10 protein-coding genes and 1 pseudogene are annotated in these 13,712 nt (G+C 38.1%); 6 read left to right on the forward strand and 5 right to left on the reverse strand.

The window, feature by feature from the left end; all coding sequences use genetic code 11:
• Positions 1 to 10 precede the first annotated feature (10 nt).
• Positions 11 to 919, reverse strand: coding sequence for an N-acetylmuramoyl-L-alanine amidase family protein (locus tag OQ267_RS17075; RefSeq protein WP_253249016.1), 909 nt, complete (start codon positions 917 to 919; stop codon positions 11 to 13).
• Between the two features lie 29 nt (positions 920 to 948).
• On the opposite strand from OQ267_RS17075, the gene OQ267_RS17080 reads away from it, so the two are divergent.
• The 4 genes from OQ267_RS17080 to trxA all read left to right on the forward strand — a co-directional run bounded on the left by OQ267_RS17080 (position 949) and on the right by trxA (position 6,660).
• The gene (locus OQ267_RS17080; RefSeq protein ID WP_265818131.1) at positions 949 to 3,612 is read left to right on the forward strand and encodes a putative LPS assembly protein LptD; all 2,664 of its coding nucleotides are present in this window, start codon (positions 949 to 951) and stop codon (positions 3,610 to 3,612) included.
• A gap of 4 nt (positions 3,613 to 3,616) precedes the next feature.
• Positions 3,617 to 4,870 carry a competence/damage-inducible protein A gene (locus tag OQ267_RS17085; protein ID WP_265837092.1) on the forward strand — a complete coding sequence of 418 codons (1,254 nt, stop codon included), beginning with the start codon at positions 3,617 to 3,619 and terminating at the stop codon, positions 4,868 to 4,870.
• Between the two features lie 47 nt (positions 4,871 to 4,917).
• Positions 4,918 to 6,255, forward strand: coding sequence for a dihydrolipoamide acetyltransferase family protein (locus OQ267_RS17090; protein WP_265837094.1), 1,338 nt, complete (start codon positions 4,918 to 4,920; stop codon positions 6,253 to 6,255).
• Positions 6,256 to 6,363: 108 nt separating this feature from the next.
• A complete protein-coding gene (trxA, locus tag OQ267_RS17095; protein ID WP_265837096.1) occupies positions 6,364 to 6,660 on the forward strand; it encodes a thioredoxin in 297 nt (98 codons plus the stop codon).
• Here the strand turns inward: trxA and pdeM are convergent, their stop codons facing one another.
• The 4 genes from pdeM to OQ267_RS17115 all read right to left on the reverse strand — a co-directional run bounded on the left by pdeM (position 6,661) and on the right by OQ267_RS17115 (position 12,557).
• Positions 6,661 to 7,299, reverse strand: a complete 639-nt coding sequence (gene pdeM / locus OQ267_RS17100; RefSeq protein ID WP_265837097.1) for a ligase-associated DNA damage response endonuclease PdeM — start codon at positions 7,297 to 7,299, stop codon at positions 6,661 to 6,663.
• A gap of 81 nt (positions 7,300 to 7,380) precedes the next feature.
• Complete coding sequence (locus OQ267_RS17105) at positions 7,381 to 9,858, reverse strand: ligase-associated DNA damage response DEXH box helicase (protein WP_088301416.1); 2,478 nt, start codon at positions 9,856 to 9,858, stop codon at positions 7,381 to 7,383.
• A 48-nt stretch (positions 9,859 to 9,906) separates the two neighbouring features.
• Positions 9,907 to 11,505 carry an ATP-dependent DNA ligase gene (locus tag OQ267_RS17110; RefSeq protein ID WP_265837099.1) on the reverse strand — a complete coding sequence of 533 codons (1,599 nt, stop codon included), beginning with the start codon at positions 11,503 to 11,505 and terminating at the stop codon, positions 9,907 to 9,909.
• Complete coding sequence (locus OQ267_RS17115; protein ID WP_265837101.1) at positions 11,502 to 12,557, reverse strand: ligase-associated DNA damage response exonuclease; 1,056 nt, start codon at positions 12,555 to 12,557, stop codon at positions 11,502 to 11,504. The genes OQ267_RS17110 and OQ267_RS17115 overlap by 4 nt, the downstream gene beginning before the upstream one ends.
• Before the next feature lie 127 nt (positions 12,558 to 12,684).
• Between OQ267_RS17115 and OQ267_RS17120 the strand changes: the two genes are divergently transcribed.
• Entirely contained in the window at positions 12,685 to 13,320 is a 636-nt protein-coding gene (locus OQ267_RS17120; RefSeq protein WP_265837102.1) for a hypothetical protein, read from the forward strand.
• A pseudogene (locus OQ267_RS22495) lies at positions 13,320 to 13,646 on the forward strand (DUF3307 domain-containing protein); the annotation flags it as partial. The gene OQ267_RS17120 and the pseudogene OQ267_RS22495, both read left to right, overlap by 1 nt.
• Positions 13,647 to 13,712: the final 66 nt, after the last annotated feature.

Genomic DNA, 13,712 nt, shown 5'->3' on the forward strand with positions numbered 1-13,712 from the left:
TTATAGGATATTAGAATGAGGTTTCTGCTATGCGTTTATAGTTTTTAATTGCTTTAATAATACCATCAACAATTTCCTTCTGACCCTCAGGTGAATTCATGTAGTCTTCTTCATCAGGATTACTGACAAAACCAATTTCAGTCAATACGGCAGGCATTGCCGCTCTTGCAAGTACGGCCAGACTTTTCTCCTGTACACCACGGTTGATTCTGCCTGCATTTACATATTCCTGCTGAAGCAATGATGCAAACTTTAAACTTCTATCCCGGTTGGTTTGTTTCATGAGGGATAACATGATGTCATTTTCAGGGGTATTGGCAATGAAGCCTTCATAGTTTTTCTGATAGTTATCTTCCAGGAACATGGATGCATTCTCCCGTTTGATCACCTCATCCTGTTCGCCTAAGCGGCCGGTTCCTGAAACAAATGTTTCTGTTCCTTTAGTTGAAGTGCTTTTGGCAGCGATGGTTTTGTAAACAGGAACACTTCTTCCTTTTACTTTTTTATAATAATCCACCACTCTTGACACCCTTACAGGCATATCATTTAAGTGAATAGAGATGAAAAGATCAGCTTTTGCATTATTTGCAATATTTATCCGTTCATAAAGAGGAATAAAAACATCAGTTTCCCTGGTATATACCACTTTGATATCTTTAATACTATCCTGAAGTGCCTTTCCTAAATTTAATGCTGTTTTCAAGGCAACATCTTTCTCTTTTGAATAAATGCCATGTGTGGCGCCATCTTTACCGCCATGTCCTGCATCAATTACAATTGTCTTAATTTTATATCCCTGTGCAATTGCCTGATTATCAATTGTATTAACAAGCGCAAAGTAAATAATGAATGTTAAAATGGTTTTAAGATACATCAATGGTATATTTTTCACTAATTTTGAACGTTTTTGATTAAACATCTGTGCAAAAATAACATTCAAATACGAATTTGAAACTTCTTAAGAGCTCTATTTTACTCATTTCTGTCATTTTATTAACACATAGTGTTGGTAAAGCTAACGCGTTTTCCCGTTTTTCATTGCAGCAAATTATTCAACAGGATACTTCTAAAAGAGATACTTCTAAAAAAGCAGCAAAAAACAACAGTGGACTGGATCAAAAAGTGGAGTACAAGGCAGACTCCATGAAGTTCAGTAAAGATAAGAGTATCATTTATTTATACGGAAACGCCAGGGTGCTTTATGGTGATTTTGAACTTGATGCAGATTACATCAGGTATGATTCTGAAAAGAAAGTAATTTTTGCCAGTGGCAGAACGGATCCGAAAACAAATAAATATGTAGGGAAGCCAATTTTTAAGTCTGGCCCGGAGGGATCTGCAATAGCCGATTCTATTTATTATAATTCAGAAACCACCCGAGCTAAAGTTTTCGGCGTATTTTCAGAGCAGGAGGGCGGATTTTTCTCTGGCGGACAAAGTAAGAAACAAATTGATGATGAACTGCACATTAAAAATGTAATGTACAGTACCTGTAACCTGCCCCATCCGCACTTTGGTTTAATGATATCTAAAGGTGTTGTAACAGAGAAGCAGATTATCACTGGTCCGGTTTATATGATTATTGAAGATATTCCTACTCCTTTAGGTTTACCATTTGCCTTTTTTCCAAAGCCCAACAAGCGTACTTCGGGCATTATTTTACCTTCACCCGGAGAAGATGCTACCAGGGGGTTCTTTCTGCAGAATGGTGGTTATTATCTGGGGTTGAATGATTACTGGGATGCCAAACTTTTAGGTAGTATTTACACCAATGGCTCTTATGAAGCCAGTGTTAATTCGCAATATATTAAGCGATATAAATATTCCGGTAACATTGGTATTAATTATGCCAGTGTTAAAAATGGCCTGGAAGGAACTGAAGCTTTCGATAATCCAAAAAAAGATTTTAGCATCAGGTGGTCACATTCTCAAAATGCCAATGCAAACCCTGGAACTACTTTTAGTGCGAGTGTAAATATCACTTCAAGCAGTTACTATAGAAATACGGCAGCCAATCAATCATATGATATCAGGGCAATAGCGAATAATACCACCAACAGTAGTATCAGTTATTCCAGAACGTTTTCTAATAATATGAACTACTCGTTATCGATGACGAGTAATCAAACTTTAAGTACCAGGGATGTTTCAATCAGATTACCTGAATTAACTTTCAACGTACCGACTTTTAGTCCATTTGATTCTAAAACAAGGGTTGGTGAACAGAAATGGTACCAAAAGATTACTGTGGGATATGCTTTACAGGGAACCAATGCCATTGATACTAAAGATAGCTTATTGTTTCAGAATGATGGTTTAAAAAGATTGAAATCTGGTTTCTCCCATAACATACCTGTTAACATGTCATTCACTGCGCTGAAGTATCTAAACTTCTCTTTGGGTGGAACTTATAACGAGGTCTGGAACTTTCAAACCATTAGAAATCGTTACACTACTTTTGCGGATAATAGCTTCACAATCAGATCTGATACAGTTAGCGGATTTAAAAGGGCAGGGAGTTATAACCTCTCCACCAGCATGTCTACAAAAATTTATGGATTAAAAGTTTTTAAAAACCTGGGAAATATTAAGGCACTCAGGCATGTAATGACACCGAATATGTCTTTCAGTTATTCTCCTGATTTTACAAAGGCAGGTAGTGGACCATTTCTGGCTGCTGTTTCAGAAAATGAATTTGAGAGTGATGGGAGCAAGAAAATCATCAGAGATGCGAATGGTCTTCCCTTAACTTATTCTGTTTTTCAGGGAATGGCTTATCAGGGCTCTTTTCCGGGTAAAACAGCATCTATTGGCTTTGGCTTAGAAAATACCGTTGAATTAAAGGTGAAATCCAGCAAAGATACTACCGGTACAGGCGAACGGAAAATTCCGATTATCCAGGGATTAAGCATCAGCGGTTCTTATAATTTTTTAGCCACCAGGAATAAGCTTTCAACACTTGGCTTCAGCGGACGTTCACAATTTACGGATAAGCTGGGCATTAACTATAATGGTACTTTTGATGCATATGCTTTGGATTATGATCCTGCTACAGGGATCTATACCAGAAGTAATACCTTCGTTTGGAAGAGAGGCAATCTAATTCCCCGGTTAACTTCGATTGGCTTTTCATTCGATTACAGTTTAAATCCGGAAGCATTAAAAAAGAAAAATGAGGCAAATGATAAGCTTAATGAAGCGAAGAATAAAGGATTATCACCTATACAATCCGAACAACTTGCAGCCATCAGCCGTGATCCGAATGCCTTTGTGGATTTTAATATTCCATGGAACTTTTCATTCTCTTATAGCTTTCAGTATTCAAATGATTTAGGTATAAGCAGAACCAGTAATACCTTAAACTTTAATGGCGATTTAAATCTTACTCCAAAATGGAAGATTACCTATAATTCAGGGTATGATTTTCAGAATAATGGTTTAACACCAATGAACATTGGCATTTATCGCGATTTGCATTGCTGGGATATGAGTGTAAACTGGGTACCATTTGGTGCTTATAAAAGTTACTCTTTAACATTAAAAGTGAAGGCGTCTATTCTCCAGGATTTAAAACTGAGCAAGAGACAAGGTTTTTACAATACTTACCAATAAACTTATGTTAGCCGAAATTATAACCATTGGTGATGAAATACTCATCGGTCAGATTGTTGATACCAATTCAGCCTGGATGGCTAAGCAGCTTAATTTAACAGGTGTATTTGTCAAACAAATCACTTCAGTTTCTGATGATGAAGATCATATTCTGGCTTCGCTTGCACAAGCTGAAGAACGTGCTGATCTTATTTTAATTACAGGAGGTTTAGGTCCCACCAAAGATGATATTACCAAAAAAACTTTAGCGAAATATTTTGGTATGGGTTTCCGCAGGGATGAAGGCGCGCTGGAAATGGTTACATCAATTTTTAAAAAATATAACCGGCCTTTGCTGGATATCAATATTCAACAGGCTGATGTTCCTGACGGTTGTGAGGTCATTGTCAATAAAAATGGCACAGCACCCTGCATGTGGTTTGAGCGTAATGGCAAAATTTTCGTATCCATGCCAGGTGTTCCGTATGAAATGATGTATTTAATGGATGATGAGATTCTTCCCAGAATCAGATCAAAATTTACTTTACCATTCATTGTGCATAAAACTATTCTTACAGCCAATATCGGAGAATCCTTTCTGGCAAAAGAGATTGAGGAAATTGAAGACCGCTTGCCCAAACATATTAAATTAGCTTATTTACCCAAGTTAGGGCAGGTGCGTTTGCGTTTATCAGCTAGTGGAAGTGATGAAACAGCTTTAAAAATGGAAGTTGAATCTTACGCAAAACTGATGATAGCTAAAATTCCGAAGTTTGTGGTGGTAGATGAGGATATTCCTTTTGAAAAAGCTGTAATAAATATCATGAACAGCCGCGGACTTACCCTATCTACCGCTGAAAGTTGCACAGGAGGATACATTGCTCATTTAATTACGCAACATCCGGGTTGTTCATCCGTGTATTGGGGCGGGGCAGTAGCTTATGCCTATGAATTGAAAGAATCTATACTGGGTGTAAAGGAAAGTACTTTAAATAAATTTGGCGCGGTGAGTGAAGAAACGGTTTCGGAAATGGCAGAAGGCGCAATCAAACAATTTAAAACTGATTATGCCATTGCAGTAAGCGGGATAGCCGGACCAGATGGCGGCACGGCAGATAAACCCGTAGGTACGGTCTGGATTGCGGTATCAAATAAACATAAAACGGTAGCTAAAGTATTTACTTTCAGTAACAAGCGCATTCAAAATATCGAGCGCTCGGCAGCTTCTGCTTTCACCATGCTTTTAAATCTACTTAAAGAAGACGGGTTGAAAGAATAAAAAGCGTATTTTTGTCGCAATACCAATATAATATACTTTAATTTAATATGGCTCAATACGAATTATTGTTACCAAAAATGGGGGAGAGCGTTGCCGAAGCAACGGTAATTAAATGGGTAAAACAACCTGGTGATGCAATCGGTTTAGACGATACTATTTTAGAAATAGCGACAGATAAAGTTGATTCTGAAGTGCCTTCTCCGGTTGCTGGTAAATTGGTTAAACAGCTATTTCAAGAAAATGATGTTGCCCAGGTAGGTGACGTGATTGCTATCATAGAAACAGAAGGTAGTGCTGATCCAAAGATTGAAGATAGTCATCCTGACGCTTCCATGCCTGAAGAAAAGGCTGAGTCCATTCCAGGTATTGCACAACTTCCGGCAGAAAACAAAGCAACTCCATCTGATTTTTCATCTTCAGTGCGTTTCTATTCTCCGCTTGTTAAAAGTATTGCTTCTCAGGAAAATATTTCTATTTCAGAACTAAATGATATTAAAGGCACGGGGGCTGATGGTCGTTTAAATAAAGATGATTTATTAAGTTATATCGCCCATAAAAATTCCGGACAGCAAGCTGTGAAAACAGAGGTTGCCGCTGCACCAATTGAAAATAAGCCTGTAGCTGCTCCGGTTGTATCCTCAGTACCCAATAAAACATCAACCACTTCAGTTTCTGGCGGAGATGAAATCATAGAGATGGACAGGATGCGTAAACTGATTGCCGACCATATGGTGATGAGTAAAACTACGTCCCCGCATGTTACTTCCTTTGTTGAGGCTGATGTAACCAATATGGTGTTATGGCGCAATAAGGTAAAGAATAGCTTTGAAAAGCGGGAGAATGAAAAAATAACCTTTACTCCAATTTTCGTAGAGGCTGTGGCAAAGGCGATCAAGGATTTTCCTATGATTAATGTTTCAGTAAGTGGCACACAAATTATTAAAAAACGTGATATAAATATTGGTATGGCAGCTGCCTTACCTAGCGGAAATCTGATTGTTCCGGTGATCAGAAATGCTGACCAGCTAAATTTAGTCGGTTTAACCAAGGCCGTTAATGATCTGGCTTTGCGAGCAAGAAATTCAAAGTTAAAACCTGATGAAACACAAGGTGGAACATTTACGCTTACCAATGTAGGTTCATTTGGAAATGTGATGGGTACGCCAATTATCAATCAACCTCAGGTAGCCATTTTAGCTGTTGGCGCCATTAAAAAGAAACCGGCTGTTTTAGAAACAGAGCATGGTGATGTGATTGCCATTCGGCATATAATGTTCCTTTCCCTTTCTTATGATCACCGGGTTGTAGATGGATCGCTGGGCGGAATGTTTGTACGCAGAGTGGCTGATTACCTGGAGAACTGGGATTTTAACAGAGAGATTTAATCGTAATCAATATTTACTTACAAAGAGTCAGGCTTTAAAAACCTGACTTTTTTCAGTTAAAACCAAACTTATCATCACTTGTTTCTTAATAACATTAATATTAAAGTTATGGCTAAGTTTTCAGAATTAATAAATGGCGATAAGCCTGTTTTGGTCGATTTTTTTGCCGAATGGTGTGGTCCTTGTAAAATGATGAAACCTATTTTGTCACAATTGAAATCTCAGGTTGGCGATACCGTTTCGATTATCAAAGTGGATATTGATAAGAATCAGGCCGTAGCCGCTGCTTATAGTGTTCAAAGTGTGCCAACATTAATGCTATTCAAAAATGGAAAGCAGGTATGGCGGCAAAGTGGGGTATTACAGGCTTCACAATTGAAACAGATAATTGATACACATGCATAATTATACCTCGACAACGGTATTTGGTGTTACGGCGAAAATTTGTTCATTTGTTTTAGGGTAGATATTGTATAACCCTGTGAAGGTACTGAAAGCAGGTAATATCGCATAGTCCTTTCCGAAATAAAAACATGGAAATTTTAACCGTTGCTTTGCCTTTCCAACTATGGTAACCCCCGGATGAATATGTCCGCTGATCGGGTATAACTCTTCTTCTGTACATTTCGGTGCATCATGTATAAAACAGAATGGGCCAAGGCAATAACTGGTGTCATGTATCTCAATATTCATGGAAGCATAATCGGCATCAGATAACCTGTCGTGATTTCCTTTTACCAGGAGCAGGTTTACATGTTGATACTGCTGTTGCCATTCCGAAAAATCATCAACATCTGTATTCAAGCCATGATGAAACATATCACCATTAATCAGCAATGTTTGAGGTTGGTATTTTTCAATCAATAGGCCTAATCTTTGCAAATCATTTTGCGCTATAGTAGATGGTACCTGTACACCGGCTAAACGAAAATGAGCCGACTTACCCAAATGCAAATCGCTAATGGCTAAAAGTTGATGTTTCGGTAAATATAAAGCCCTTTCTTTATCTAATATCAGTTCTTCTCCGTGGCTTGTAATGGTCATTTGTATTTATAAAGTTTACTATATAAGAAATGTGAATTCTTGGTCTTCTACCCTATAATTCTTCATATAATCAGGGATAAATTATTTTATTTTCTCTGATTCTGCTTTCATCCGGGCAATGCGATGTTCCAATTCTTCTGAACTCATATTTTCACGTAAACTATCAACCTTTATTGGGAACGAAAGTGGCGTAAAGCTTTTAGGATTGGTGATGATGACCGCTCCGTTTTGAATACGTTCCAAGGCAGCAGCCAATCTGGGTTCTTCTAATTGCTGGTAGAAAACTTCATCGTAAGCCTGGCGCAAAAGTAAATTATGTTTGTCATAATCGCTAAAAACGTTAAAAAACAAACCTGCAGATGACTGGAGGTGTTTGTTGGCGACATATTTACCCGGATACCCCTGGAAAACCAGACCAGAAATACAGGCAATATCCCTGAATTTCCTACGTGCCATTTCGGTTGAATTAATACTTAAAGTAATATCTTCGGTTAAGTTTTTTGGTGAAAACACTTCGTAGGCTATGGATTCGTCCATTGGAATTTCGGTTTCACTGAGCAGTTCAAAACCATAATCGTTCATGGCAATAGAAAAACTGATAGGCAATAACTTACTTAAGCGGTAAGCCACCAATGCGGCCAGAACTTCATGAACCAGTCTTCCTTCAAAAGGATAAGCAAAAAGATGGAAACCTTCTTTATTGTTGATCAGTTCAATTAATAACTCATCATTTCTGGGTACATGAGAACGCTTTTCCTGCAATAAAAACAGCGGATAAACAGCATCCAGCTCTTCATCCTGATGCGTTTTATCCAGCGCTTCATTGTATTTCTTTCTTAAAACAGAACCCAAATTTGAAGAAAGTGGCAATCTGCCACCGTTCCAGCTTGGTGAAATGGCATTATGCTGTTTGCTGTTTCTCACAATCACCGTCATGTCTTTTACATGCACAAATTCTAAAACGCGGCCTGCCAATCTAAAATTATCGCCTGCTTTTAAACGGGTAACAAAATACTCTTCTACCATGCCGATGTAGCCGCCAGACAGGAATTTTACTTTTAGCATCGCATCACTCACAATAGTGCCGATATGCAGGCGATGCCGCATGGCCAGCTGCCTGCTTTTTACCTTCCAAAGACCATCTTCATCTTTGGTAACCTTTTTGAACTCATTGTAAGCACCTAAACTGTCGCCACCTGAAGTGATAAACTGCATCACCCAGTTCCATTCTTCAGGCAGGATTAATTTAAAAGCATGTGTATTTCTTATTTCTTCATAAATGATTTTATCGTCGAAACCATCGCCAATGGCAAGGGTAACAAGATATTGTACCAGGGTATCAAAAACCATAATAAAGGGTTCTCTGCTTTCAATATTGTTAGTTTTTGCCGCTTCTTTAATTGCTGCAGCTTCAACCAGTTCAAGCGCGTGTGTGGGTAAAAAATAGATTTTTGAAACCTCATGAGGAGAGTGGCCCGAGCGTCCGGCGCGTTGAAGAAACCTGGCTACGCCTTTGGGAGATCCTACCTGCACCACTGTATCAACAGGTTTAAAATCCACACCTAAATCTAAAGATGAAGTTGCAATTACAGCCTTCAGCTGCCCCGTATGTAAAGCATCTTCAATCCAGTTTCTCAGTTCGAAATCTATAGAACCATGATGAATGGCAATCCGGCCTGCCAGCTCAGGTTCTATATTTAACAAATGCTGGTACCACATTTCAGACTGGCCGCGTGTATTGATGAAAATTAAAGTCGTTTTACTTTTTTCAATAATGGGTAAAAGTTTGTAGGCTAGTTTTAAACCCAGGTGACCGGCCCATGGTAAGGTTTCAATATCATCCGGCAGAACAGACTTGATGATAATTTTCTTTTCCAGATCTGCCTTTACTATAATTCTTTTGGCTTCCTCATCGGGTTCTAAAACATCCAATGCCTGTTCTATATTGCCAATCGTTGCGGAAATCCCCCAAACTCTTAAAAACTGATTTTTCTCAATTTTCTGCAGACCTTTTATTCTGGATACGGCAAGTTCTACCAATACGCCACGTTTACTGCCCAACAGTTCATGCCATTCATCTGCAACAATACATTTTAAGTTTTTAAATAAGGTTGATGAGCCTTTTTGCGCCAATAGCAGGTGTAGGCTTTCAGGTGTAATCAATAAAATTTCAGGCATTGATTTCTTCTGCTGAACTTTCTCGGCTTGTGAAGTATCGCCGTTTCTGACTCCAACATGCCAGTCTAATTCCAATTCCAGTAAGGTTTCACGCATGGCCCTCGCTAAATCTTTAGCCAGTGAACGTAAAGGTGTAATCCAGATGAGCTGCAAGCGGTCTTTTGCTTTCTTATTACTGGCTTCTGATGCATTTAAAGCTTCAATTACCACAGCAAGAAACAAAGAAAAAGTTTTTCCAAAACCAGTTGGTGCATTTACTAAACCGCTATAGCCATTAAGATAATTTTGCCAGGCATCTTCCTGAAATTGAAAAGGCTTACGCTTATTGGCTTTAAGCCATGCTTTTATCTTTTTATAACCTTTGGTTTTGGTTTGATCCATGTATAATTCTGTATTATTATAAAAGGTTTTGAAAAAACTTATAGGTATCTAACCATTTATAAACGTCGATTCCAGCAGTTGGCGTAAATCTTCCAATGTATTAATCTCCGTTGCCTTTTTGTCTTTTCGCCAGCGTAAAATCCTCGGAAACCGAAGTGCCAGGCCAGCTTTATGTCTTTTACTTTCGGCAATGCCCTCAAATGCAATTTCAAAGACAAGTTCAGGTTTTACTGTGCGTACCGGTCCGAATTTTTCTATTGCATTTCTGGTGACAAATGAATTTACTTCTTTTATTTCCTTGTCGGTTAAACCCGAATAAGCTTTGGCAATGGTAACTAAATTTTCTCCGTCGCGAACGGCAAAAGTATAATCGGTAAAGAAATTTGCTCTTCTGCCGCTACCTTTCTGTGCATAAATCATGACAGCATCTACCGTGTAGGGATTAATCTTCCATTTCCACCAGTCGCCGCGTTTTCTGCCACTATGATAATGAGAACTCAGTTTTTTAAGCATAATACCTTCACTGTTAATGGAACGCGAGGTTTGCCTTAAATCTGCTAGTTCTTTCCAATTCTTGCACTTGATAACGGGTGAGAGGATAACTGCACTTTCGTCCAGATTTTCAAATAACTGCTCTAAAACGGCTCTTCGCTCACTTAAAGGATGATCGCGAAAATCACGGGTTTCATATTCGAGAATATCATAAACAAAAAAGCCGATTGGTACATCCTCCAGCTGTTTTTTATTAATTGTTTTACGGTTTAATCGCTGTTGTAGTGTGCTAAAAGATAAAACCTGTTTATCTTGTACGGCCAGAATTTCTCCATCTAGTACAACCCCGTCAGGCAAAACATCAATTAAAAAATGGAGCTCCGGAAATTGTTCTGTTACCAGTTCTTCTCCGCGGCTCCAGATAAAAAGCTCACCATTTCTTTTCACTATTTGTCCACGAATGCCATCCCATTTCCATTCGGCCTGCCATTCAGATAGATCACCTAATTTTTCCGGTTCCTGCTCCAAGGCATAAGCCAGGCAAAAAGGATAAGGCCAGGAATTATCGGTATTGACATGAACACCATTAATCAGCTCATGGAAAGTAATTTCATAAGGATTCCACTTCCCCATAATGCTATGCATGATTTGTGCACTATCTAAACTGCTTTGTTTAGCCAGGGCATTCACCAGCATTTTATTTGAAACACCAATTCTAAAATTTCCTGAAATAAGTTTGTTAAAAATGAAGCGTTCCTGGGTTTCCAGATGGTTCCAGGCATTTAAAATAAACCCTTTTTTAGTTTCATCATCTTTGCCTTCCAGATCATGCAGGTCTTCAATCCATTTATGCAATTGCAAATCAGATGTGTTTTCGGCAGGGGGCAGGAGCAGTGCAATGGTTTCACTTAAATCACCAACGTTGGAATAACTTTCTGAAAATAACCATTCAGGTGTTTGTGTGATGTCAATTGCCCAATATTTGAGTAAAGCGGATTTGATCGGGCGCTTAGGTTTTTTACCCGTAAACAAAGCAATTACCCAGATTTTATCTTTATCGTCAGCATAATTAAAGTAATCTACCAATGCAGCAATTTTATCATTGGTTTTATTGCTCAGTTCGAGTTGCTGAATCAGTTTTGAGAAACGTTTCATTCTGACTTTTTATTTTCTGTTTCAACATGATGATTTTCAGCATCGGCCAAATCAACTTTATTTTCTTCGTCATCTTCCTGCCCAAACTTGGTCATTACTTCTTCTGATTCAATCCCTTCGTCATTTAAAAACCGACTAAAAGCAGCAGTGAAGCCATGTGTAACATACACCTTTTCTGCACCAGTTGCAGTAATGGCATCCATTAAGCCCGTCCAATCGGCATGGTCACTCAAGGCAAAACCTGCATCGGCACTTTGCCAGCGTCGATGTGCGCGAACCTGCATCCAGCCTGAACAGATTCCTGTTACAGGATGAGATAAGTTCTTAATCCAGCGGCTATCCCTCATGGCTGGCGGAACAATAACAATTCCTTTTTGCAACTCATCTTTTGTAGTTTCCGGTGTAATTCTAATGGTTTCAGGAAGGTTTACACCAGCATCAATAATTACTTCATTTAAATTCGCAATGCTGTTATGAACATAAATAGGAACGTCGCCCGCAAGGTTTTTGATCAGGCGCTGTGCTTTACCAAGGCTATAGGCAATTAATACACTTGTTTTTTGCTGCTGAATATTATCATTCACCCAGCTTTTAATTCCATTGAAAACCACTTCTTGCTTTTGCCATTTATAAACGGGTAAGCCAAAAGTACTTTCTGATACAAAAGAATGGCATTTAACAGGCTCAAATACATCACTAATGCCATCATCTTCGGTTTTATAATCACCTGATATGACACATATTTCCCCTTTATATTCTAAACGGACCTGAGCAGAACCAATAATATGACCTGCCGGATAGAATGAAATGCTTACACCATTCCGGATGATATTTTCACCATAATTTAGTGTCTCTACATTTAAATCTTCACTGATGCGCCTCTTAATGATTGGTTTGGTTAGTGTATGGCATAAATAATGTTTATTACCAAAACGCACATGATCGCTATGCCCGTGTGTAGTTACGGCATAATCTACAGGCCACCAGGGATCTACATAGAAATCTCCCTGTTTGCAATAAATACCCCTTTTCGTAAATTCGATTAGTGCCATAGTAGGTAAACAATAAATCAGAATTTAAGTTTTGAAACAATATCGGCTAATTATCCGATAAAATGAAATATCGGCTAATTAGCCGATAAAATGAAATATCGGGTAATTACCCGATAATTTTGTTAAATTGAATAATTTCAAATATCTTAGTATTATGATTTGCATTATAACGGGTGATATTGTAGGTTCCAGAAAAGTGAAGGATAGTTGGTTGTCAAACTTAAAAAGCGCACTGAAAGTGATTGCAGGACAATATAAATGGGAGATTTACCGGGGAGATAGCTTTCAGATAGAAGTTGAACCTGAAAATGCAATCAAAGCAGCAGCTTATTTAAAAGCCAGCATCAGGATTAATAAACCAGCTGATGTTAGAATGGGCATAGGAATTGGTGAGGTTAAAAGTAAACGTAAAAAGCTTTCTGAATCAAATGGGGATGTATTTGTGAATTCAGGAATTGCTTTTGATAGCTTAAAACAAGCAAAAGTCAATTTGGCTATCAAAACTGATTTTCCAGGATTTGATGAAGATATTAATGTCATGATTAGGCTTGCCTTAATTGCGATGGATAGCTGGGGAATTGTTGCTGCAGAGATGGTAAAACTTGCATTGGAACATGAAAATCTATTGCAAAGTGAGTTGGCTATACTTTCAGGTAGAACACAATCGTCTGTTAGTGAGGCTTTAAAGCGTTCGCATTATGCTGAGTTAATGGATATGGATAAACTGTATCGTAAAAAATTGAATCAAATATTTGCTAACTGATGGACATCTATCTAATTAAGCTCATCCTTGTACATTTAATAGGCGATTTCTTTTTGCAACCAAATTCTTGGGTGAAGGATAAGGCGACTAAAAAACTAAAATCAGGAAAACTATATATACATGTAGCAGTACATATAGCATTGATTTTTTTCGTCTTTTTGAGTTTTAGTATATGGAAGATAGCACTTTCAATAGGATTATTACATTTGTTTATTGATGGAGCGAAAGGTCTTTTCCAGACTCGAAAAAATGCCCGCGCACTATTTTTTATTGATCAGATATTTCATTTTTCATCCATTGTTTTAGTCTGGCATCTTTTTTTCAAAGGATACCTGGATGTGAGTTATCTTCATGATATTAGGTTCTGGATTTTAATTTCCTGTGCTTTGTTT

Source organism: Pedobacter sp. MR22-3, assembly GCF_026240075.1.
GTDB lineage: Bacteria > Bacteroidota > Bacteroidia > Sphingobacteriales > Sphingobacteriaceae > Pedobacter.